The following is a 25,087-nucleotide window of genomic DNA, read 5'->3' as shown; positions in this document are numbered from 1 at the left end:
TACAGGAAAGAGAAATGATTGGAGGGGACGTTTATGGCGATGGATGAGAAGCTGACACAAAAAGTAACTATAAAGTCAAAAGCAGATCAAAAATCAAAATTCAAAAACTTTTTAAAAAAATGCAAACAACAACATGCACTATTAATTATGACTGTACCATTTATTATATGGCTCTTTATTTTTAAATATTTACCTATTTGGGGTTGGACAATGGCGTTTCAAGACTATAAACCAGCACTTAGTTTCTCGGAACAGGAGTGGGTTGGGTTTAAGCATTTCTTATTCTTATTTCATGATAATCACTTCTTGATGGTGTTAAGAAATACGTTAGCGATGAGTCTAATTAATTTAGTTTTAGGTTTTGTAACCGCAATAGGGTTAGCTGTATTTTTAAATGAACTAAGGAACTTAGCATTTAAAAGAGTAGTACAAACAATTAGCTATATGCCTCACTTTTTATCTTGGGTTGTAGCTGCAAGCTTAGTTTCTTTTACCTTATCATTTGATGGAATTATTAATGAGATTTTAGTTACATTTAATCTTGTGAAGGAAGAAGTTCTCTGGTTGGGAATTGGAGAGTATTTTTGGGGCATTATAGGTGCAGCAGAAACTTGGAAAAATGTTGGTTGGAACGCCATTATTTATTTAGCGGCGATCTCCATGATAGACCAAGAACAATATGAAGCAGCAAAAATCGATGGTGCTTCACGAGTTCAACGGATTTGGCATATTACGATCCCTGGTATGAAGTCTGTTATCATCGTACTTTTAATCATGAATATTGGGTACATTTTAGAATCAGGATTTGAACCTCAGTATTTATTAGGTAATCCTTTAAACGTAGCATATTCAGAGAATATCGATATTTTTGTATTAAAATACGGGATTTCCATGTTCAACTTCTCTTTAGCTACCGCGGCAGGGATGTTTAAAACAGTTGTGAGTTTTATTTTCTTAATTGCAGCTAATAACATTTCCAAACGAATGGGTGAAGGTGGACTTTACTAGGAGGGTAAATAATGAAAAAAAACAATGGTATTTTTATAAAAAGAACACGTGAAGATGTGATCTTTGATAGCATTAACTACACATTTATGGTTTTGCTTTGCATCATTATGTTATATCCATTCATCAATCAATTAGCTATTTCCTTAAATGAGGCAAATGACTCTATCCGTGGTGGTATTTATTTATGGCCAAGAGAATTCACATGGCATAATTATGAGCATGTATTTTCAGAGGCTAGTGTTATTCAGGGGCTAATTGTTTCAGTTTCCAGAACGGTAATTGGTACTGGAATCTCTTTACTTGCAACTGCCATGGTTGCGTATGCAATTGCGCAAAAAGATTTTATTTTCAAACGTTCCTTCACTATCATTTTTGTTATGACGATGTACTTCAATGGTGGATTGATTCCGACATATCTTTTAATACGAGATCTAAATATGATCGGGACATTTTGGGTTTATATTATTCCTGGTTTAATAGGTGTATTTAATCTGATTGTTATGCGGTCATTTATTGAAGGCTTACCAACTAGTATATTTGAGTCAGCTAGAATTGATGGAGCGGGAGATTTTATGATGTTCTTTAAGATAGTATTGCCACTATCATTACCCGTTCTAGCAACAGTTGCACTATTTGTTGCGGTATTCCAGTGGAATCAGTGGTTTGATGTGTTTCTGTACAATTCGAGTAATCCATCGCTCACCACTCTGCAGTATGAGCTTATGAAAATATTACAAAGTTCGAATGCTGCTGGTGGCAGTCAGGATGTAACCTCTAATCTCGCCAATTCACAAAATCAAAATGCTAACACCGTCACCCCGCTATCACTTCGAGCGACGATGACGATTGTAGCAAGTGTTCCAATCATAATGGTATATCCATTCTTGCAAAAATATTTTGTGAAAGGGATGACATTGGGTGCAGTTAAATAGATAAATGAAGGAGTAATTAAAATGTATGATCAAATTCCTAGTTTAAAAGAAGTATTTAAAACAGACTTTCACATAGGGGCAGCTGTAAATCCGAAGACATTAAAGTCTTCAAAAGAATTATTAGATTATCATTTTAGTAGTATTACAGCAGAAAATGTGATGAAATTTGAAGTCATTCATCCTAAAAAGGATACCTACGATTTCACACAAGCGGACCTACTCGCAGATTATGCGCGAAAGAATGATAAGAAAATGAGAGGTCACACACTTGTGTGGCATAATCAAACGCCAAACTGGGTGTTTGAGAATACAAATAAAGAAAAAGTTCTTTCTATGATGAAACAACACATTTTCAAAATTGTAGAAAGATATAAAGATGTGGTACATGCTTGGGATGTAGTCAATGAAGCAATCGATGATAAAGCAGAGACTTTTTATCGTAAGTCACCATGGCTAGATTTAGCTGGGGAAGAATTTATTGAAAAAGCCTTTCTTTTTGCACATGAAGCAGATCCACAAGCAACGTTATTTTACAATGATTATAATGCATGCGATCCGGTGAAAAGCGAAAAAATATATCAATTAGTTAAGAGATTAAAGGAAAAGGGTGTTCCAATTCATGGAATAGGCATGCAGGCACATTGGAATATTTACGATCCTTCTATCGATGAAATTAGAGCTGCCATTAAGAAATATGTTTCTCTAGGTGTTGAAATTCATATTACAGAAATGGATGTTTCTGTATTTGAATTTGAAGATAAGAGAACAGATCTAACACAGCCTACAGAAGAAATGATAAGCATGCAGCAAAAAAGATATAGGGAATTCTTTGACATTTTCAAGGAATATAAAGAGCATATCGGTTCTGTTACATTTTGGGGAATAGCGGATGATTACACGTGGTTAGATGATTTTCCACAGAAGGGTCGTAAAAACTGGCCGTTTTTATTTGATGATAAACAACAGCCAAAAGAAGTCTTTTTTCATATCATTAAATAAGTAAATTAGAAAAGTTTGCGGAATATATTTCTGCAAACTTTTTTTGGTTTTTAGATATTTTAAATTTTGGTTATATCGCGTATTAAATTATAGATCTCTCTTATTCCTATGTGGAAATAAGACTTTAAACAAACACACATTGCTTTTTTAATTTAATTTATTTATAATGAATTTATCTTTTTAGGAGCAATTAAGAAACCGGTTTCTTTTAATTCGAGATAAAATGAATGTGCTTACATAATAAAGAGAGGATGAAAAGAATGGAACACAACTTGCCAGAAAGAGGGGTTTGGACAAAAGCTCCAGCAAAGGCTTGGGAGGATGCTTCAGTTACGGCTAATGGCGTTCAGGGTGTAATGGTTTTTGGGAATCCAAAGGAAGATATTATCGTTGGAAATCATTGCAGACTTTTTTTACCATACGGAAATAAGTTTGAAGCACCTGCATTAGCTCCATACATAGATGAAACAAGAAAAATTATAAAACAAAAGAGCTATCAGGAGGCTCTCGCTTTTCAATATGAAAAAGCAACCGAACTTGGCTATCAAGGTTTAACCATGAGTGACCCAACCCATCCGGGATTTCATTTGCACATTAAATCAGATATTGATTCCTACAAACATTATAAAAGAAGTATCAATTACCAAACTGGTGAGATTACTGTTTCGTTTGATTCTAATAAATACAGCTATTACAGAAAGACCTTTGTTTCTAGAAAAGATGATGTAATTGTTCACCAATTAACAACATCGGCACCCGAGCATACGTACACTTTATTGCTTGAGCATTACGAGGTTCCACAGTTAAAACAAATTGTAAAGAAAATTGGTCGTAAGATAGAAGCTCAATATGATTATGTTCATAGTGAGGGGGGCTATGATGTATCCATTTCCCTCAAGGGTGAAAATCTAGAAGTTAACAAAAATGAAGAAACGAATGAGGTCTATCTAAAATGTAGTCATCCTATTTTAATCATCATGCAAATAAAGCCTTATGCAACTGTTAAAGATAGGGAACTATCAGCTAGTAGCTTTAAGGAAACAACGACCTACTCTGAACTTTTTTTAAATCATCTTCCCCACCATGAAGCACTTTTTAATCGAGTAACATTGGACCTTGTTGATCAATCAAAAAGACTAGCTTCACTTGATGATATTTTGATAAAAGCTAAAAAAAGTAAAGAAGTACCACCCGAGTGGTTAGAAAAAATGTATGATGCCGGCAGATTTATGTATATATGTAGTGCAGGTGAATTAACTCCTAATTTACAAGGAATTTGGACAGGAACCTTTCATCCAGCCTGGAGCGGTGATTTTACTTTTGATACAAATGTACAACTATCGATTGCTTCTGCATTATCTAGCAATCTATCAGAAGGCCTACATGGATTTTTTCGCTTAATTAAAGAATTAATGCCTGGATTTAGAGAAAATGCTAGAAAATATTATGGATGTAGGGGGATTATGTCTTCTGCACATTCTAGTAATAGTGGAGTGCATGTTCATTGGAATGAGGAATGGCCACTACATCTTTGGACATGTGGAGCGGGTTGGTTAGGACATTGGTATTATCAATATTATCGCTTCACAGGAGATTTAAATTTTTTAGAAACAGAGGCAATTCCTTATTTAGAGGAAGTAGTTTTATTTTATGAAGATTTTTTAATAGAAGATGCTGACGGTACATATCGTTTTACACCTTCATACTCGGCTGAAAATGGGTGTGGAGATAATGCGACCCAGGATATTGCAGTATTAAAAGAAGTATTGATGAATTTAATAAAAGCTTATCACATGTTAGAAACATCAACAGAGAAAATATCAAAAATGCAAAGGATGTTAGATAAACTACCCGATTATATGATAAATGAGGATGGAGCACTTAAAGAATGGTTGACTAAAGAAAAAGGAGAAAATTATAATCACCGACATTTCTCACATCTCTATCCCGTTTTTCAAAGTAGAGAATTTAACGAAGAAACAAACCCGAAAATGTGGGAAGCAGCTAGAATGGCATTTAAAAAAAGACGAGAAGCATGGCTATTAAGTGAAGATGGCAATACAACTTCTACCCATGGAAGGATGCATGCTGCACTTTGTGCAACCCAGTTTCATATGCCGGATTTAATTGAGGAGGTATTCACCCTATTACTATTAAATGACTGTTTCTATTCTTCGTTAATGATGTCTCATTACAATAACAGAGAGGTTTTTAATGTCGATGGCAATGGTGCACTCCCGCAAGTCGTCCATGAAATGTTAATAGACTATAGTAATCAACGCTTAACCTTACTAGGTGCTTTACCTCATATTTTTCCGAAAGGGAACTTGCAAGGTGTGCAATTAGTCGATCAGTTAGAAGTAGAAGAACTTAGTTGGAATCTTCCTGAAAAACAACTGGTAGTTAGACTTAAAGCTAAACAAGCCCAACATTTCTCTGTTCATTTACCTTTATTTAAAAAAGCTAGACTTGAAATAAGCTCAAAAGAAATAACAAATAGCAAAGTAATTTTAGAAAAACAAGAGCAATTACTGCTCATTTACAAATTAGAAGAATAAAGAGGAGGATAATGATATGTACCATAAAAAATTAGATGATTTTCCAAAAGATTTCCTGTGGGGCGCCGCTTCTGCTGCCTATCAAATTGAAGGGGGATATGACGCAGATGGAAAGGGTGCATCCGTTTGGGATAATTTCACCAAAATTCCCGGAAAAACATTTGAGGGAACAAATGGAGATGTGGCGGTTGACCATTATAACCGATATAAAGAAGACGTGAAACTAATGGCAGATATGGGGTTAAAAGCTTATCGTTTTTCTGTGTCATGGAGTCGTATTTTACCAGAAGGTACCGGAGAAATAAATGAGGCAGGTCTTTTATTCTATGAAAATTTAATTGATGAATTAAATAAAAATCACATCGAGCCTGTTTTAACCTTGTACCATTGGGATATTCCACAAGCCTTACAGGATAAATATAATGGCTGGGAGTCAAGACAAGTAATAGAAGACTTTGACACATATGCCCGTGTATTATTTGAACGATTTAAAGATAAAGTGAAATATTGGGTAAGCTTTAATGAGCAAAATGTTTTTACTGCGATGGGTTACAGATGGGAAGCACACCCACCGAGCATTCCAGATGTGAAAAAAATGTTTGAGGCGAATCATATTATTAATCTGGCTAATGCAAAGGCTATAAATAGTTTTCACGAGATTGTGCCAGATGGCATGATTGGTCCGAGTTTTGGTTATGGGCCGATGTATGCCTTTGATTGTGATCCGGAAAATGTGTTAGCAGAGCTTAATGGAGAAGAATTTCAGAATCATTGGTGGTTAGATGTCTATATTCATGGTAAGTATCCAAAAGTAACGTTTAAACATCTAGATCGATTAGGTATTGCACCAACCATAGAAGAAGGTGACTTAGCTTTATTGCAATCAGCAAAGCCAGATTTCCTAGGTGTTAATTATTATCACGGGGGAACGGTTAGAGCAAATGAAATTGAACGACCAATGGAGAAGGAAGAAGCTGATTTAGAGAAGTCTTTTGAAGCAACTGACCCTTATTTGATGAAGCCAAAGGATGAGCAAGCGCAAAGCCCAGAGACGATGATGTTTACTAATGTGAATAATCCATATCTAGAAAAGACAGCTTGGGGATGGGAAATTGATCCAGTTGGAATTCGAATAGCCTTAAGAAGATTGCAAAACCGTTATGATATACCGATGATGATTACAGAGAACGGCTTAGGTGCTTATGATGAGTTAACCGATGATAAAAGAGTCGAGGATGATTATCGAATTGAGTATTTAAAAACGCATGTAGAAGAAATACAAAAAGCAATCACAGATGGAGTAGATTTAATTGGGTATTGTGCATGGTCATTTACAGATCTACTTAGTTGGTTGAATGGCTATAAAAAGCGTTATGGATTTGTATATATAGATCGAGATGAGTACAGTGAAAAGAATTTAGAGCGAATACCTAAGAAAAGCTACTATTGGTATAAAAAAGTGATTGAAACAAATGGAAGAGAGTTGTAAGGTTAAATCATAAAAGGGAAGTTACAATAGGGGGAGTTAATATGCGATTTATTCGCCATTGTCAGCGTATGTATCATCAATTGAAGATTAGACATAAGTTGCTTGGCATCTACCTTATTGTAACTGCCATCCCAATTTTACTTGTTGGGGCATACTTAAATTTTGGTACGAGAGATATTGTTCTAAATAACTCTCTAAGTGAAGCGGAACAAAGTGTGGACAAGCTTGAAATTAGACTCCAAACTATTTTCAATAGAGTTACTAGTATATCGGATCAAATTTATATTAATCAGAACTTACACCGATTACTGACAGATGAGTATACGACTCCTTTGGAAGTATATAATGCTTATAATGATTATCCGGTTTTTGATGATTATTTACAATACTATGATGAAGTAGAAGAAGTGCGTTTTTTTATGACAAAAAACATGATTACAGATTCGCATTTTGTTCATGCAGATGTAGACATTCGAAATCAAGAATGGTATCAAGAAGCGGTTGGTAAAAGAGGAAAGATTTCCTGGGTGTATATGCAAGATCATTGGACGAATGATAATTTCTTAGCACTCACAAGAGCAGTATATAGTGATAATAATACACTATTAGGTGTGCTAGCTATTTATGTTTCCAAAGAAATGCTGTCAAGCGTTATTGAAGGTGAACCATTTGAAGCATTTATTACACTTGATAATGAAGTGATTGTTTATCATCAGGATAATCATTTTATAGGAAAGCCTCCTACTTTTTTAAATAAATGGGAGAAAGGTACTTCTAATAAAGCGCTATTTGATACTGCTTTTGAAGGAGAAGATGTCAAAGTAAACGTACATTCTTTTAAACCGGAAAAGTCGCTAAATAATGAAATTCAGGTTTCTGCAATCATTCCAATTGATGAAGTGGTAAGGGAGTCAAATGTAATCTTCACGCGAGGATTTTTTGTAGTGGTGGGTGCTCTAGGTGTTTCTTTGCTATTATTAGTTATATTTATTCGAGGATTTCATCAACGAATTAATCGATTGAGAAAAGCAATGTTTCAAGTAGCACAAGGTGACTTTGCAATAACCAATAGAATGGAAGGTAAGGATGAGATTAGTGAAGTGTATGATGAATTAGCAACTACTTCACAAAGTATCCAAACGTTAATTGACGAAGTATATATTCATAATATAAAAGAAGAAAAATGGCGACGACAGCAAAAAGAAATGGATTTCAAAATGTTATCTAGCCAAATTAATCCACACTTTTTATATAACACATTAGAAATGGTCCGAATGAAAGCTTTGATAAACCATGATAAAGAAGTTGCTAAAATTGTTAAGATGTTAAGTAAAATGATGCGTTCAGCTTTAGAGCGCACCGATAAGCCTGTTCCAATAACAGAAGAGGTTGAATTAGTAAGAAATTACTTGGATATTCAGCGGTTAAGATTTGGGGATAAATTTGATTTTTCAATTAATATAAATAAAAATCTGGAAAACTATCAGCTATTTCCGTTGCTTATTCAACCGATTGTAGAAAATTCTATTATTCATGGTATTGAAAGAAAAGAGGATACGAGTTTTATAGAAATCGATATTTATGAAAAGAACAATTATCTATTAATAGATGTGAAGGATAATGGAATAGGCATTTCAAAAGAACGGTTAAAGGTCGTTCGTCATCGCTTATTCGATCAAGATTATAAATCAGATGGAAACCGGATTGGGCTACATAATGTTCATCAGCGTATTCAGTTATTTTATGGTGAATCTTATGGTTTAAGCATCGATAGTGTACTTCATGAAGGTACGGTTGTACAGTTGCGCCTGCCGATTCAACCAAAGAGTAGGTTTCACTAGGTTCAGGAAGGGGATCTCTATGTATCGCATATTAATTATTGATGATGAACCATTAATAAGAGAGGGATTAAAGAGTGTTATTGAATGGGAGGCATATGGTTTCGAAATCATCGGAGTCGGCAAAGATGGACGAGATGGATTAGAAAAAATAAGGACATTACGTCCAGACGTAGTCTTTGCAGATATTAGAATGCCAGGTTTAACTGGAATTGAACTGATTAGACAAGCCAAGGAAGAAGGTTTTGAATGTAAATTTGTCATTTTATCTGGGTATTCTAATTTCTCCTATGCGCAAGCTTCTATTCAACTAGGAATCGCCTCGTATTTATTAAAGCCTGTGGATGAGGATGAATTAATTCCTTTGTTAAAAGACATTCATAAAGAATTAAATGAAGAAAGAATTATCACTTCTCAATTATTGGAATTCGAAAAAATTTCTGTGGACCAAGCATGGAAGAATTTAATTGATGGGAAAGTAGATGAACTATCTCTCGTCATGCTAGAAGAGCCGGATAGCCATTATCATCTCGTTAAATTGATTGTTCCACATTTAAAAGATTTAAGTAGATGGAAAAATCGATTGATAAATAGCGTAAAGAATAAAGCCACGTTAATAATAGATGACACTGGTAATTATTTGTTATTTAAAGATGAATCAGAGCAGCTAGTAAGTCAAACCTTAATAGATATTTCTACGATGATTAGAAAAGAAGCTGACTTTCTAATCCAATGTGCCATAGCAAAGCCAGTAGAAAGATTAATCCGTATTCCAAAAGCAGCTTCAGAGCTTAATAAATTAGAAGGTATCGCTTATTGTTATAGTGAAAAACAAATTCTTAGCTCAGATATTTTTGAACAGGTTAATCAAGTTGAACTTGATAAAAAGCAGTTTGTTAAGGATTTATCTCGAGCATTAGAGTTTAAAGCATCAGAACAGATTGATGCTTTATTTACAAATTTGGAAGAATATTATAAAGGAAAATGCTATGATGAAGATAGAATAAAAATGGACTTAGTAGACGTTACTTGGGAAATTTATATTCACTTACAGCGTAATTATCCTGAATTATCTGTTCCTGCAAAGGAAACAATTATTGAAGTGATCTTCGATGGACCTAACCTTAAAGCAACACTTAGTCAAGTCAAAGAAGATCTGGTCATACATGCGAGTAGGATTAATGGTTTTCAAGTAACACCCGATAATATGATGGAAAAAGTTACAGCTTATGTAAAACAATATTATTTTGAGGATTTAAATCTTAAAGTATTGGCTCATTTATTTAACTATAATCGCTCCTATTTAGGAAAAAAATTCAAAAAATATACAGGGGTTTATTTTCATACCTACTTAGATCAAGTCAGAATTGAAAAAGCAAAAACATTACTCGTGGAAAAAAATTTAAAAGTATATGAAGTATCCAATGAAGTTGGGTACTGCAACATGGATTATTTTTATAAAAAATTCAAGAATCATACCGGATTAAGTCCAAAAGAATTTCAAAAAATGGAACAAGCAAAAAATGAATCATAGAGAAATTTTAATGGGGGAACATCATGGCAAATATGATAACTGATCGACCATTATATTTAGCAGTCAATTATATATATGTTATTGCAGTAACGAACTTTCATTTTATATTAGCTAATATACTATTTTTATTAGCATTTATCTTTTCTGACCTAACAATGGAAAATATTTTGCTTTTTTATATTACGCTTTTACCTACTGGCCCAAGTCTGGCTGCTTTATTTGCGACGATGGGAAAATATGTGAGAGAAAAAGAAGTAAGACCAACGATTGATTTTTGGATATATTATAAAAAAAATTTTAAGCCTGCCTTTCTCTACTGGATTATAACATCCACAGCTTTAATGGTTTTATTTATCGATATTTACTATGCAGAAGGATTCTTAGCATTTTTCACACCATTTTTCTTTGTGTTATGTATAGGAATTTTTGTGATTTTAATATATGCTTTACCTATCTTAACTAGATTTGAAGTTAAACAAAAGAATCTCTGGGTTGTCTCCTTTTACTCTATTTTTCGATTTATTAAAACTACGATTTTAAATATCACAACTATATTATCATTAGCGTTAATCTATTATATTGCACCAGGAACCATAGTATGGTTTTTTATGAGTTTAGCAGCTTATTTTATTATGTTTAATATGAGAAAACCTTTTGAAATAATGGAACTAGAACTTACTGATCAAAACAAAACAGCAAGTGGGGGTTAATAATATGAAACGATCTCGAATCATAACCATTGTAATTCTGATTATCGTTTTACTTTCAGGATTATTAATGTATGTAGTGAATCAAACGAATCAAGAAACGGGTGAAGAAGAAACGCAGAATTCCGCCGAGCCGATTTTTGAAAATACGGAAGCGGTTAAAGAAATAAATGTAAATGCAAATCAAAAGGTTAGATTAACGAAAGATGACGAGGAATGGAGAGTAGAAGACGCTAGTAGAAAAGTAGATCAAGAGAGAGTAGAGCAATTTACTTATGCTTTGATGAATATTTCAGGACAACCTGTAAATGTTTCAAAAGAAGATGTGGGTTTAGCTTTTCCGAAAGTAACTGTTGTATTAGTAACTGACGAGGAAAATAAACAAAGAATGTCAGTTGGACAGTTACACTCTAGTGAAGAGTATTATTATGTTGAGCATATTGAAGATAAAGAAATATATTTAGTAGAGCGAACAGTCATTGAAACAATACCTCTTAGCACGGTATCCCTGCTCGATAATAAAATATTATCAATATCTTCAGAAGATGTAGAAAAAATAAATATAGACAACGGTACAGAGAAAATCGAACTGAGTAAGGAATCTCCTTACTCAGAAGACGAAGCCCTAGCCCATATAAGTGGCTGGTATATAAATGCCCCATACGAAGGTGTTTATAGTGTCGCTTTTTCTAAAATGTCTGAAGTGATTTATGGGATAGATATGCTTCAACAAACCGAAACAATTGAAGAAAATGCGACAGATTTAGAAAGTTACGGACTCAGTAATAGTGATTTTTCGATTACTTTAACATCAGATGATGCAGAAGAAACACTAGTAATAGGCAATCCCGCAAAAGATCAGCAATACTACGCGATGGTAGAAGGAGAAGATACTGTATATACAATAGAAACTGCTGCCCTCGATCCATTTAGCTATCAAGCATTTGATTTAGTCGATCACTTTGTCCATATTGTTGCTGTTGATGTGCTAGACGAACTAACTATCGAGACGGAAGAAGAATCCGTTAAATTAAATATTGCACATGAGAAAAATGAGGAAGAAATAACTTCTAGTATAACTTATGAAGGGGAAAAGGTAGCATTAGAAACCTTTCAAAAAATCTATAAATTAATTGCAGGACTTAGCTTTGATGAAGAACTTACTGAACAAGTTGAGAAATCTGAGAGTGAAGTAACACTTCATTATAAGCTTGGATCAATTAATGGAAATGATTCGGAAACAACAGTAGAGCTTGTTCCAATTAGTGATGAACGGTATGCTGTTTTCAAACAAGATGTTGCCGATTTTTCTATTTCAAAAGATGAGGTTCACCAGATGATTGAAACGGTGAAAGAAATGCTTCCAAATTAAAAGATTTGCACTACTGTTTATGCGGTAGTGCATTTTTATGTTCTACAGTTTGTTTGAGAAAAAAATTAAAAAATCAGGACACTACGAGTAAGTCACAAAACGCGATTTTTACTAAAAGTATAATTCAATATATGAAAAAATCATGTAAAAAGAAGACACCACTCCTTTTTACATGATTTTATGTCTTCATTGTTCCGTTTTTTATGAAACCGGTTTCTAATATAATAGATGTAACAACAAATAAGCGCTTTCAAAAGAGAGGTAAATACGATTATTTGGCACGTAAGGAGAGAGACAAAATGAGCAATTTAGCCAAGCAAGGTGAAGGACAATCGCAAATTCCTGCAACAACAAGTGTAAAAGTTGGGATGGGTTTAGGAAAACAGAAAAAAACACCATCACTTAAACCGAATAAAAACGGTTTTTGGAAACGTTTAAGTAAACAAAAAGCATTAATTTTAATGTCACTACCATTTGTGCTTTGGTTGATCGTATTTAAGTATATTCCAATTGGCGGATGGGTAATGGCCTTTCAAGATTATAAGCCACAGTTTGGATTACTTGAGCAAAAGTGGGTAGGATGGGAACATTTTAAGGATTTATTTGATGAACCAATGTTTTATCGTGCGTTAGAAAATACTATTGGTATGGGTGTATTAGGTTTAGTATTTGGAACAATAACAGCCATTGGATTCGCTCTTTTATTAAATGAATTGCGATTTATCACATTTAAGAAGTGGACGCAGACTATATCTTACTTACCACACTTTGTTTCATGGGTAATTGTAGCAAACATTGTGATAACAATGCTATCTCAAGATGGTGTCATTAATAACCTTTTAATGGGGCTTGGTATAATTAATAACCCTATAGCATTTATGTCAAATCCGGATTTGTTTTGGGGAATTGTAACAGCAGCTGATGTATGGAAAGAGACTGGATGGAATGCCATTATCTATTTAGCAGCCATGGCAGGTGTTGATCCGCAGCTCTATGAAGCAGCAAAGGTCGATGGTGCAAGCAGGTGGCGTCAAATGTGGCACATCACTTTACCGAGTATCAGAGCCGTTATTATTGTATTGCTTATTTTGAACATAGGAAACCTAATAAATATTGGATTTGAGAAGCAAATGTTATTAGGAAATAATATAGTTGCCGAAAAGGCTCTAGTCATTGATCTATATGCGCTAGATTATGGTATTGGGATGTTTAGGTATTCCTTCGGTACAGCGATAGGTATATTTAAATCAGTAGTAAGTATTATTTTAATTCTTATCTGTAATGGATTTGCAAAACGTATAGGAGAAGGTCGCGTCTTTTAGTGGAAGCTTGATAGAGAGGAGTAATAAAAATGAAAAAGAAAAAATGGACGATGTTTGATATCGTTCTTACTATATTTATGATTTTTGTATTGGTAGTTACCCTATATCCATTTTTAAATATTATGGCCATATCATTAAATAATGCGATCGATACAGCTAGAGGCGGTATTCATATTTGGCCAAGAGAATTCACCTTTGCTAATTATCAAGAAATATTCGGTAGTAATGATCGTCTTTTACAAGCATTTATGATGTCGATATTAAGAACAGTTGTAGGTACAATCACAGGGATTATTGCTAGTACAATGCTTGCTTACACGTTAAGTAGAAGAGATTTTGTATTTAATCGCCTTGTAGGCTTCATGCTTGTTATTACCATGTTTATCGGTGGTGGACTGATTCCAGAATATATGTTAATTCGTAATTTGGGACTAATTAATGAGTTTGCCGTTTATATTTTACCAATGTTGATATCTGCTTTTAATGTCATCATTATCCGTTCTTTTATGGATAACTTACCAATTGCGTTAGAAGAGTCAGCAAAAATTGATGGGGCAAATGATTTTACGATTTTTTGGAGAATTATCATTCCACTTTGTATGCCAGTAATAGCTACCATCGCTTTATTTTTAGCTGTTGGTCAGTGGAATAGCTGGTTTGATACCTACTTATACGCAAGAGGGAACGAGGCATTAACAACTTTGCAGTATGAGCTTATGAAAATTTTAGATAACACGAACATTTCGGGTGGTGATATTACTTCTCAAAATGCTGAAGTAATAGCTGGCCAAACCAATCCGCAATCAATCAAAATGGCCATTACTATTATTGCGACAATACCAATTATTATGGTGTATCCATTCTTGCAGAAGTACTTTGTAACTGGATTAACCTTGGGTGCTGTAAAGAGTTAAGGTATTAATGAAAATTAATATAGATATGTATAAAAAATGGAGGGGAAAACATGAAAAGTACCAAATTAGCTTTATCGTTATTCATTTTATTTTTATTAGGTGCATTTTTGGTAGGCTGTAGTAATGAATCTGAAAACACCTCAACGGAAGGAGAAGGTGAAGGGGAGGAATATTCTGCTGAAAATCCACTAACTTTATCTTTCTATAGTGAAGACGGTGCTGAAAAATCGTTCGATGATCCTGTTGCACAAGCCATCACTGAAAAAACAGGTATAAAGTTAGATATGCAATACCCAGTAGGTGGAAATGAAGAAACTGTTCCATTAATGATTGCTAGTGGAGATTATCCGGATTTAATTTTTGCAAAAGGAGATATTTCTAAATTAATCGAAGCTGGTGGCGTTATTAAGTTAGACGACCTCATTGAGGAAAAAGGTGATAATTTAAAAGCAATGTATGGTGACCAACTAGATTGCCTGCGCAATACCATAGACGATCCTAGTATATATACAGTAGGTACGTATGGAGTAGAAGGAGCATATTGGTCTACGAGTGGTTCTTTCCAAATTCAATTAGATGTTTTACGTGAATTAGGATATCCAGAAATTAAAACATTAGAAGACTTTGAAGCAGCTTTAACAGAGTATTATGAAAAATACCCTGAAATTGATGGACAAAAAACGCTTCCTTTATCTTTACTTGGAAGTGACTGGCGATGGTTAATCACAGTTGGAGATCCAGCTGCAGCAGTTGCTGGTATTCCTGGAGATGGTCAATGGGCTATTAATGATGATACCGGAGAAGCTACCTATAAGTTTTTATTGCCAGAACTTAAAGAGTATTTTAAATGGCTAAATGGAATGAATGACAAAGGTCTACTTGATTCTGAATCCTTTACGCACACGTATGATACTTATATTTCTAAATTATCTTCAGGTCGAGTGTTAAGTATCGCTGACCAAGATTGGAATATTGGCGACGCGGACAAAGCGCTTGTTGCAGATGGTAAAGAGTGGAGAACCTACGCACCACTTCCTGTTACACTAGGTGAAGAGTATGTATCGCAAGGATTAAAAGATTATGGTTTTGCTGGAGGATGGGGTATTGCTATTTCCTCTACAAGCGAACACCAAGAAGAAGCCTTTGAATTTTTAGATTGGATGGCAAGTGAAGAAGCTCAAATCCTCACTAACTGGGGTATTGAGGGTGAAAATTATGATATCGTAGATGGTGAACGCGTGATGAAAGAAGAAGACCGAGAACGTATGAATAATGATCCAGACTACTCAAAAGAAACTGGAGTAGGATATTATGTGTACCCATTCCCGCAATGGGGTAACGGAGCGGTTGATTCAAATGGGCAACCTATCACACCAAACTCTGAAGAAGATATTATTAATAACTTTAACACCGCTGAAAAAGAAGTGTTAGAAGAATACCAAATGGAAAATTGGATCGACTGGTTCCCGCCGACTGAAGAATTAGGTGTTTCCAATCACGGTCAAGCATTCAATTATTCTATTCAATCAGGCAGCGAGTTAGAAATAATTCAACAAAAAGCCGATGATTTAACGGAACAACGAATTACTCAAGCTATACTAGGAGACCCTGCTGAATTTGACGCAGCATGGGAATCTATGATTGAAGAATTAGAAGCAATGAATATTGAAAAAGCTAATGAAGAAATGACACAAAAAACGAAAGACGTGATGGAGCTATGGGGTACTAACTAAAGGATGTAAGGAGCCTGAATTCATCTATTTGAATTCAGGCTCCACCTTTTACCCATTGATAAAGGGAAGTGATTTAAGTGGAAAGCCAGTATTTATGTATGGATGTAGGAGGCACCAATGTAAAATACGGTGTCTTAAAAGAAGATGGAACAGTTGTTACACGAAACCAATATCGAACAAGAAAAAATAATGCAAAAGAATTTATTCAAGATATGACGGACATTATTTTGAAATTACAAGAAGAATATACAATTCAAAAAGTAGGCATTAGTTTTCCAGGTTTTATTAATCCAACGACTGGATATGCAGAATTTGCAGGTGCAATTGATGTATTGCATCATACTAATTTATTAGATTTATTAAAGGAAAAAATCTCACTTTCAATTATTATCGAAAATGACGCAAATTGTGCTACACTAGCAGAGAAACACAGTGGAAACGCTGTCAATTGTACTGATTTTATTTGTATGACGATTGGTACAGGTATTGGTGGAGGCTTGTTTGTAAATGGTAGCATTGTAACGGGATATAATTTTAAGGCTGGGGAATTTGGATTAATGATTGTAAATGGGATGAAGAATGGGTATGAGAACATGCATGATATTGCATCGACAAGCGCTTTTATTAGACGATACAAAGAGATAAAACAAATCTCGACTGACACGCATATAGAAGGTAGTCTAATTTTTGACGAAGCCAAGTCAGACCCTGAAGTAAATCAGATGCTAGAAGAATGGTTCTCCTATTTAAGCTTTGGCATTTTTAACTTAGTAGCAACATTCAATCCTGAAAAAATTCTTATTGGTGGAGCAATTAGTGAACGTTCTGATTTATATGAACGTTTAGAACTAGCGCTATTAAAGATCCCTTCATGGGAGGATGTTCGCACCGCCTTGGAGCCTTGTAAATACCATAATGATGCTGGCATGATAGGTGCTCTTTATCAATGCTTAAAACACTAGACATTCAAGGAGGATAATAAAATGATAAACGAAAATTTGCCGAAGATTTGGTATGGTGGAGATTATAATCCAGAGCAGTGGGACGAAAAAACAGGAAAAGAAGACATACGCATGTTTAAGCTAGCAGGAATTGATGTGGCGACATTAAATGTATTTTCTTGGGCATTAAATCAACCTGATGAAAATACATATAATTTTGAATGGTTAGATAAAAAAATTGACGAACTGTACGAAAATGGGATCTATACATGCCTTGCTACAAGTACAGGTGCACATCCTGCATGGATGGCAAAGCGTTATCCAGATGTTCGTCGTGTGGATTTTGAGGGAAGGAAACGCCAATTTGGAGGAAGACACAACTCTTGCCCCAATAGTCCTACCTATCGTAAATATGCCGAACGAATGGCTGAGAAGCTTGCAGAACGATATAAAGATCATCCTGCTGTTCTTATATGGCACGTGTCCAATGAATATGGTGGATACTGCTATTGTGACAATTGTCAGAAGGAATTTAGAGTATGGTTAAAAGATAGGTATCAAACGTTAGATGCTGTAAATGAAGCTTGGAATACAAGGTTTTGGGGACATACATTTTACGAATGGGATGAAATTGTGGCACCAAGTGGGCTAAGTGAAGAATGGGAAAATGGCAATAATACAAATTTCCAAGGGATTTCACTGGATTATCGTCGTTTCCAATCAGATAGCTTACTTGATGTGTACAAGTTGGAAAGAGATGTACTAAAAAAACACACGCCGAATATACCTGTTACAACAAACTTGATGGGATTATACCCTGAGCTGGATTATTTTAAATGGGGTAAAGAAATGGACGTTGTTTCTTGGGATAATTACCCTTCGATTGACACACCTTTTAGTATGACAGCAATGACGCATGATTTAATGAGAGGACTAAAAAGTGGGCAGCCATTTATGTTAATGGAGCAAACACCAAGTCAACAAAATTGGCAACCTTTTAATGCATTAAAAAGACCAGGTGTGATGCGCTTATGGAGCTATCAGGCTGTTGCACGAGGAGCGGATACCGTATTGTTCTTCCAACTTCGTAGATCTAGAGGGGCAACTGAAAAATACCATGGGGCAGTGATTGAACATGTCGGTCATGAACATACACGCGTATTTAAGGAATCTGCTCAGTTAGGGCAAGAATTGAACCAGCTATCAGATAAGGTTATCGATAGCAGAGTGAAAGCTAAAGTTGCCATTGTGTTTGATTGGGAAAATCGTTGGGCCATTCAACTTTCAAGCGGACCGTCTGCTGCACTTGATTATGTAAAAGAAGTTCATAAATATTATGATGCTTTTTACCAAAAAAATATCGCTGTAGATATGATATCTGTTGAAGAAGATCTTAGTCAATATGACGTCGTGATTGCACCGGTATTGTACATGGTAAAAGCGGGACACGCTGATAGATTAAAAGCTTTTGTGAAAAATGGTGGAACATTCGTGACGACTTTCTTTAGTGGGATCGTGAATGAAAATGACCTAGTAACACTGGGTGGATACCCTGGTGAGCTCCGTGACTTAGTCGGCGTATGGGCTGAAGAAATAGATTCCTTAGACCCTAAACAAACCAATGATATTGTGTTTGAAAAAGGACATGGACAACTGCAAAACAACTATAGCTGTAATATTCTATTTGATCTTATCCATGCAGAGGGAGCCGAAGTTCTAGCAACCTATGGAAAAGATTTTTATAAAGGAATGCCTGTACTTACGAAAAATACGTATGGAAAAGGTGCTGCGTATTATGTAGCTACAAGTCCTGAACAAGCATTTGTGAATGATTTGGCTTCAACCATTGCAGAAGAAAAAGGTCTCTCCGGTGTACTTGATTCAGAAACCGGTGTAGAGGTGATAGCGCGCACAAAGAAAAATGAAACAACGTTATTTGTTATGAACCACAATACGGAAACTTCCACCTTTGAAGCGGGAGAAAGAGAATTAGAGAACCTACTTACCGGTGAAATCTATTCTGGAACTGCTGAAATAAGTGCTAAGGATGTGCTCATTTTAAAGCAAAAATAGGCAGAGTAATAATGGAAGAGGAGAATGAAAAAGATGAAATTTACTGATGGTAATTGGCTAGTGCAAGAAGGCTATACAATTCATTTCCCAAAAGTAGTGCATGAGGTTCAAGAAAGTGAAGATTCCCTCACGCTATATGCGCCTTGTAATTATATTAATCATAGAGGGGATACGCTTCAAGGCCCCCTTCTTACGATAAAATTAACTGCTCCAATTCTTGGTGTAGTAAGAGTGCAGACATGGCATTACATGGGACAAAAAGCAACATTACCTAATTTTGATGTACTTGAAAATTCAACTTCAATTGCCTTAACAAATAAAGAAGATGTGCTTACTTTTAAAAGCGGAAATCTAACCATTGGAATTGATAAACAAAATTTTGGAATAGCCTTTTCAAACGAATATGGTTCACTTACACAAGCGGATCAAAAAGGTTTAGCATGGATAGAAGCTGAGGATACCACGTATATGCGAGGACAGCTTAAGCTAGGTGTAGGGGAATATTTATATGGACTAGGGGAAAGGTTTACGCCCTTTGTTAAAAATGGTCAAACCGTTGATATTTGGAATAGAGATGGTGGGACAAGTTCGGATCAATCCTATAAAAATATTCCTTTTTACTTAAGTAATAAGGGGTACGGAGTTTTTGTTAATCATCCCGAAGAAGTAAATTTTGAGTTGGGATCCGAAACGGTCGCTCGTGCTCAGTTCAGTGTAGAAGGAGAATATTTAGACTACTATCTTATAGATGGTCCAACGCCAAAAGAAGTAATTTCTCGTTACACCGAATTAACCGGGAAACCCGCCTTGCCACCAGCGTGGTCTTTTGGATTATGGTTATCAACCTCGTTCACTACGAATTATAATGAAGAAACCGTCAACCACTTTGTTGATGGAATGGCTGAACGTGGGATTCCACTTAGTGTTTTCCACTTTGATTGTTTTTGGATGAAAGAGTTTGAGTGGAGTAATTTTGTCTGGGATCGTGATAACTTTCCAGACCCAGAAGGCATGTTAAAACGCTTAAAAGAGAAGGGTTTAAAAATATGCGTGTGGATCAATCCTTATATCGCACAGAAATCGCCACTTTTTGCTGAAGGTATGGAAAAAGGATATCTGATTAAACGTGAAAATGGAGACGTGTGGCAGTGGGATATGTGGCAGCCTGGTATGGGTATTGTTGACTTCACTAACTCTGAAGCATGCACATGGTTCCAATCCAAGCTGAAGGTATTGTTAGACATGGGAGTGGATTCCTTCAAAACGGATTTTGGGGAAAGAATTCCTACAGATGTCGTTTATTACGATGCATCAAATCCTAAGAAAATGCATAACTACTACGCATACAAATACAATGAAGTCGTGTTTGATTTATTGAAGGAAGAAAAAGGAGAAAAAGATGCAGTTGTATTTGCACGATCTGCAACAGCGGGGGCTCAAAAATTTCCTGTCCATTGGGGTGGTGATTGCGATTCTACGTATGATGCAATGGCAGAGAGTTTGCGCGGGGGATTGTCCTTAACCTCTTCTGGTTTTGGTTATTGGAGTCATGATATTGGTGGCTTTGAAAACACCGCAACACCTGATGTGTTTAAAAGATGGACTGCATTTGGATTATTATCCAGTCATAGTCGTTTCCATGGAAGTTCATCCTACCGTGTGCCTTGGAATTTTGATGAAGAAGCGGTAGAAGTTGCACGTCATTTCACGAAATTAAAAAACACATTGATGCCATATTTATATGGTCAAGCAGTGACCAATAATCAAACAGGAGTCCCGGTTATGCGTTCGATGTTATTAGAATTTCCTGCGGACCCACTTTGTGATACCTTAGACCGTCAATATATGCTAGGGGATTCCATTCTAGTTTCACCGATCTTTAACGAGGAAGGAATCGGATCCTTCTACTTACCAAAAGGAAATTGGACACATCTTTTAAGTGGAGAAGTTGTAGCCGGTGGGATTTGGATAAAGGAAAAGTATGATTATCTAAGTCTTCCATTATTTGTTCGTGAGCACACCATATTACCTTTTGGAGCAAAAGATGGTAAGCCTGATTACAATTATTTAGAAGATATTACATTTAAAATGTTCCAATTAAAAAATAAGGTTGAGCTGACTCGTAATCTAGTTGATTCCGATGGAGAAGATGCTGGATCGATTACAGTTATTAGAAAAGATACAGCAATAGAAGTCACGCTTCAAGGTAGTCATGCCAACTGCCAGTTAGAAATAGATGGCCGAAAATATGGTGATCTTAAAAATGGTACGAATAAATTTAATTTAAAATAGAATGAAAGATTATCTTGGCAGTTGTTCGGAGTGATAGAACAGCTGCCATTCTATTACGTGTATTCTTATATTTTAGCTTTTTAATAAATGATGAGGTGATTAAATTGAAGTATAATAACCCAATTTTAAGTGGGTTTTATCCAGACCCAAGTATATGTAAAGTGGAAGATACGTATTATTTGGTTACCAGCTCTTTTGAATATTTCCCAGGAGTGCCTATCTTTAAAAGTAAAGATTTAGTGAATTGGATGCAGATTGGACATTGTTTAACACGTAAAAGTCAAATTAACTTAGAAAAAGCTGGAAGTTCACTTGGAATTTTTGCGCCTACTTTGCGATATCATGATGGAAAATTTTATCTAATTACAACGAACGTAAGTGGTGGAGGTAATTTTATTGTTTGGACAGAGGAGCCTGAAGGTGATTGGTCCGATCCAATTTGGTTAAAGGAGTGGCCTGGTATAGACCCTTCTCTGTTTTTTGACGATAATGGAGATGTTTACATAACAGGAAATAGCGATGCTGAGGGAGGAGAGGAACCGGGAATATATCAAGCTAAATTAAATTTAGAAACAGGCAATATTATTGAAGAAAGAAAATTTATTTGGTCAGGTACAGGAGGGGCGCATCCTGAGGGGCCTCACTTATATAAAATAAATAATTGGTATTACTTGATGATTTCAGAAGGGGGTACCGAATATGGCCATATGGTTACCATAGCAAGAAGCAAAAATCCATTTGGACCTTTTGAGTCTGCACCATATAATCCTATTTTAACTCACAGAAGTTTGGATCATCCGATACAAGCCACAGGTCATGCGGATTTAATTCAATATGGTGATGGGACTTGGTGGGCAGTCTTTTTAGGAATTAGACCAATTGGTTATCCTCAGAAACATCATTTAGGTCGTGAAACTTTCTTAGCTCCAGTGAAATGGGACACAGAAGGCTGGCCAATAATAGGGGATAACGGTGTGATTAGTACAAAGATGAACGCACCTTCAAATGCTGAAACATTAGTTAGTCCGGTGTTATTTTATGATGATTTTTCGGAAACAACCCTCAATAATAAATGGAATTTTTTAAGAAATCCGCATCAAAAGGATATCAGTCTAAATGAAAAAAAGGGTTATTTAGTGCTGAAGGGTTCAGATATTACCTTGAATGAAACTGATAGCCCATCTTTTATTGGAATGAGACAGCAGCACTTTGAATGTGCTGTTACAACAGAATTAAACTTCCGACCTGAAAATGATTTAGAAGAAGCAGGAATGACCGTAATAATGAACGAGAGCTTTCATTATGAAATAGCAATGGTACAAATAAACAAAAATTTAAAATTAATATTACGCAAAAGCTTAAGTGATGTTTCAGTTATAGAAAAGGAAATAGAGTGTTCCGGTCAGTGTATGCAACTTAGAATATCTGCGAATGAAAATAATTACTCATTCTACTACAGAGAGAGCGATAATTTAGATTTTAGACTTCTAGGCACAGGTGATTGTGGAATGTTGTCAAAAGAAGTTGCTGGTGGTTTCACTGGAGTTTACTTTGGCTTATACGCAACTGGTAATGGAAAGAAATCTACATCAAAAGCTTATTATAATTGGTTTAGGTATGAATCGTAGATAAAAGATAATGAGCATGAATTCGGTAGAATATGAATTCATGCTTTTTAATATTAAACTATATATCAAAACAATCATCGGAGTTTTCTTATGTAAAAAATGAAGTCACGATCAATAGAAATGTTTTAACAAAGCTATTTTTTAAAACATAAACTCGTTCCTATTAGTGTAAAGTTCGAATCATATCGTAACAAAAATTCAAAAAACAATAAAATTTTTTCTTATTCAGAAACAGTTTAAATTATTGTTAAATGGAATTTTTTAGAATCTAGTAATTTCATCAAGTAAAACTAAAAACATACAATTCAAGTATTCTTTTAAACGATAAAATTATTGATAGTTACCTAATTTAACAGAAAAAATTTATATTCATTAATACTTATCTCTGTTCGTAAGCTTTAAATCGTATATAATAGAAGTACTAATTATAACGCTTACAAAATCTTAAGGAGTTCTATTTGATTCAAGAGGAGTGAAGAGCATGGAGAAGTTAGATAATTTATTCGAAAAGTTTTACCAAAAAACCATTGAGGATACTGATCGTGCCGCAGGTCCTGTAGAAAGAAAATTAAGTCTAAAAAGAAAGCTTGAAACTCTATTAGGTGATTTTTCTTGTTTAGATGAGATGCGAATTCCAATTCGTCCTAAAACAGTGAAAACAGAAAAATTTGATACTTATATTAGGGAATTAGTGTATTTGCCAATTACAGATGATATTGAGATCAAGACCTATATTTTAACACCTTTAGTGAGGGAGAATAAGTATCCATCTGTTCTAGCAATCCATGGGCATGGATACGGTGTTGGTGAGGCAGTGGGTATAACTGAAACTGGTGAAGAAAATACCGAATTACCAGGAATTCATCAGAATTTTGCTGTTCAGCTTGTTAAGCGCGGAATGAAAGTGTTTGTTCCAGAGGTTTTAGGTTTTGGAGAAAGGTTACTAGAAAGAGATAAAAGGGAGGGGAAACAAAACTCCTGTGAGGCTATGGCTACAAACCTTCTGTTAGAAGGTAAAACTCTAGCAGGGCTGCGAGTTTGGGAAGCTAGACAAGTGTTAGATTATATGGAAGCCTGTGGTGATGTAAAGTCTAATAAAATAGGAATGATGGGTTTTTCTGGTGGTGGAGTTATAACAGCATATACAGCGGTATTAGATCAACGGATACAAGTCAGTGTCCTCGCTGGCTTTACTAATACCTTTAAAGGAAGCATTATGGCAATGCATCACTGCATTGATAATTATGTTCCTGGTATTTTGCGCTATGCAGAGTTACCTGAAATTATTTCATTAATTGCTCCACGAGCTTTATTTATTGAAGCGGGAGAAAATGATCCTCTATTCCCTGTGAAACATGTGAAAGAAGCAATCAAACAAATTGAACCTTGCTATGAAAATCGAAATGAATTGTTCGGGACAGACATTTTTCCTGGAGAACATGAAATAAGTGGACGAAAATCTTATGATTGGCTCCACTTAAAATTATTGGAGGTATAAAGAAATCAAAACATTATTTTAAAAGAATTTAAAAATGATCAGTCTTCAATTCGATAGAAATATGAATCCGTACGTAAAATAGAATTAAGTTATCTGTATATGTGTTATTAATTCAAAAATAATTATAATTGCAAATTACAATTTAAAGATTCCAACTTAGAATTCAGTTGTAACAAATTAAGTGGTGAAAACGCATATAGATGGCTATGGTATATATCGTATTAGAGACTTTGATAATATGATTAGGTT

17 protein-coding genes are annotated in these 25,087 nt (G+C 35.1%); all 17 read left to right on the top strand.

Annotation, left to right across the window (positions count from 1 at the left end; translation table 11 throughout):
• Nucleotides 1–39 precede the first annotated feature (39 nt).
• The 17 genes from DFR57_RS04125 to DFR57_RS04045 all read left to right on the top strand — a co-directional run bounded on the left by DFR57_RS04125 (nt 40) and on the right by DFR57_RS04045 (nt 24,838).
• Nucleotides 40–1,008 carry an ABC transporter permease gene (locus DFR57_RS04125; protein ID WP_114352112.1) on the top strand — a complete coding sequence of 323 codons (969 nt, stop codon included), beginning with the start codon at nt 40–42 and terminating at the stop codon, nt 1,006–1,008.
• 11 nt (nt 1,009–1,019) lie between these two features.
• Complete coding sequence (locus DFR57_RS04120; protein WP_114351895.1) at nt 1,020–1,940, top strand: carbohydrate ABC transporter permease; 921 nt, start codon at nt 1,020–1,022, stop codon at nt 1,938–1,940.
• A gap of 21 nt (nt 1,941–1,961) precedes the next feature.
• Nucleotides 1,962–2,939, top strand: coding sequence for an endo-1,4-beta-xylanase (locus DFR57_RS04115; protein ID WP_114351894.1), 978 nt, complete (start codon nt 1,962–1,964; stop codon nt 2,937–2,939).
• A 260-nt stretch (nt 2,940–3,199) separates the two neighbouring features.
• Nucleotides 3,200–5,497, top strand: a complete 2,298-nt coding sequence (locus tag DFR57_RS04110; protein ID WP_114351893.1) for a glycosyl hydrolase family 95 catalytic domain-containing protein — start codon at nt 3,200–3,202, stop codon at nt 5,495–5,497.
• A gap of 16 nt (nt 5,498–5,513) precedes the next feature.
• The gene (locus DFR57_RS04105; RefSeq protein WP_114351892.1) at nt 5,514–6,986 is read left to right on the top strand and encodes a glycoside hydrolase family 1 protein; all 1,473 of its coding nucleotides are present in this window, start codon (nt 5,514–5,516) and stop codon (nt 6,984–6,986) included.
• Nucleotides 6,987–7,027: 41 nt separating this feature from the next.
• On the top strand, nt 7,028–8,827 hold the full coding sequence (locus DFR57_RS04100; RefSeq protein WP_114351891.1) for a cache domain-containing sensor histidine kinase: 1,800 nt from the start codon (nt 7,028–7,030) through the stop codon (nt 8,825–8,827).
• Nucleotides 8,828–8,846: 19 nt separating this feature from the next.
• Nucleotides 8,847–10,358, top strand: a complete 1,512-nt coding sequence (locus tag DFR57_RS04095; RefSeq protein WP_170132903.1) for a response regulator transcription factor — start codon at nt 8,847–8,849, stop codon at nt 10,356–10,358.
• A 23-nt stretch (nt 10,359–10,381) separates the two neighbouring features.
• Nucleotides 10,382–11,068 carry a YesL family protein gene (locus DFR57_RS04090; protein WP_114351889.1) on the top strand — a complete coding sequence of 229 codons (687 nt, stop codon included), beginning with the start codon at nt 10,382–10,384 and terminating at the stop codon, nt 11,066–11,068.
• 4 nt (nt 11,069–11,072) lie between these two features.
• The gene (locus DFR57_RS04085) at nt 11,073–12,437 is read left to right on the top strand and encodes a DUF4340 domain-containing protein (RefSeq protein WP_114351888.1); all 1,365 of its coding nucleotides are present in this window, start codon (nt 11,073–11,075) and stop codon (nt 12,435–12,437) included.
• A gap of 368 nt (nt 12,438–12,805) precedes the next feature.
• The gene (locus DFR57_RS04080; RefSeq protein WP_114352111.1) at nt 12,806–13,759 is read left to right on the top strand and encodes an ABC transporter permease; all 954 of its coding nucleotides are present in this window, start codon (nt 12,806–12,808) and stop codon (nt 13,757–13,759) included.
• 29 nt (nt 13,760–13,788) lie between these two features.
• Nucleotides 13,789–14,673 carry a carbohydrate ABC transporter permease gene (locus tag DFR57_RS04075; RefSeq protein WP_114351887.1) on the top strand — a complete coding sequence of 295 codons (885 nt, stop codon included), beginning with the start codon at nt 13,789–13,791 and terminating at the stop codon, nt 14,671–14,673.
• Between the two features lie 50 nt (nt 14,674–14,723).
• Nucleotides 14,724–16,406 (top strand): ABC transporter substrate-binding protein, encoded by a 1,683-nt coding sequence (locus DFR57_RS04070; protein ID WP_114351886.1) that lies wholly within the window; start codon nt 14,724–14,726, stop codon nt 16,404–16,406.
• A 77-nt stretch (nt 16,407–16,483) separates the two neighbouring features.
• A complete protein-coding gene (locus tag DFR57_RS04065) occupies nt 16,484–17,368 on the top strand; it encodes an ROK family protein (protein ID WP_114351885.1) in 885 nt (294 codons plus the stop codon).
• A 21-nt stretch (nt 17,369–17,389) separates the two neighbouring features.
• The gene (locus DFR57_RS04060; protein ID WP_114351884.1) at nt 17,390–19,420 is read left to right on the top strand and encodes a beta-galactosidase; all 2,031 of its coding nucleotides are present in this window, start codon (nt 17,390–17,392) and stop codon (nt 19,418–19,420) included.
• Between the two features lie 33 nt (nt 19,421–19,453).
• Nucleotides 19,454–21,712 (top strand): alpha-xylosidase, encoded by a 2,259-nt coding sequence (gene yicI / locus DFR57_RS04055; protein WP_114351883.1) that lies wholly within the window; start codon nt 19,454–19,456, stop codon nt 21,710–21,712.
• Nucleotides 21,713–21,726: 14 nt separating this feature from the next.
• Nucleotides 21,727–23,340: a glycoside hydrolase family 43 protein gene (locus DFR57_RS04050; RefSeq protein WP_342768822.1), complete on the top strand. Its 1,614-nt coding sequence runs from the start codon at nt 21,727–21,729 to the stop codon at nt 23,338–23,340.
• A 481-nt stretch (nt 23,341–23,821) separates the two neighbouring features.
• Nucleotides 23,822–24,838, top strand: a complete 1,017-nt coding sequence (locus DFR57_RS04045) for a dienelactone hydrolase family protein (protein WP_114351882.1) — start codon at nt 23,822–23,824, stop codon at nt 24,836–24,838.
• The last annotated feature ends 249 nt before the right edge of the window (nt 24,839–25,087 follow it).

The sequence above is a fragment of the Saliterribacillus persicus genome (genome assembly GCF_003337485.1).
Taxonomy (GTDB): Bacteria; Bacillota; Bacilli; order Bacillales; family Amphibacillaceae; genus Saliterribacillus; species Saliterribacillus persicus.
This window is presented reverse-complemented; position numbering and strand designations above follow the sequence as displayed.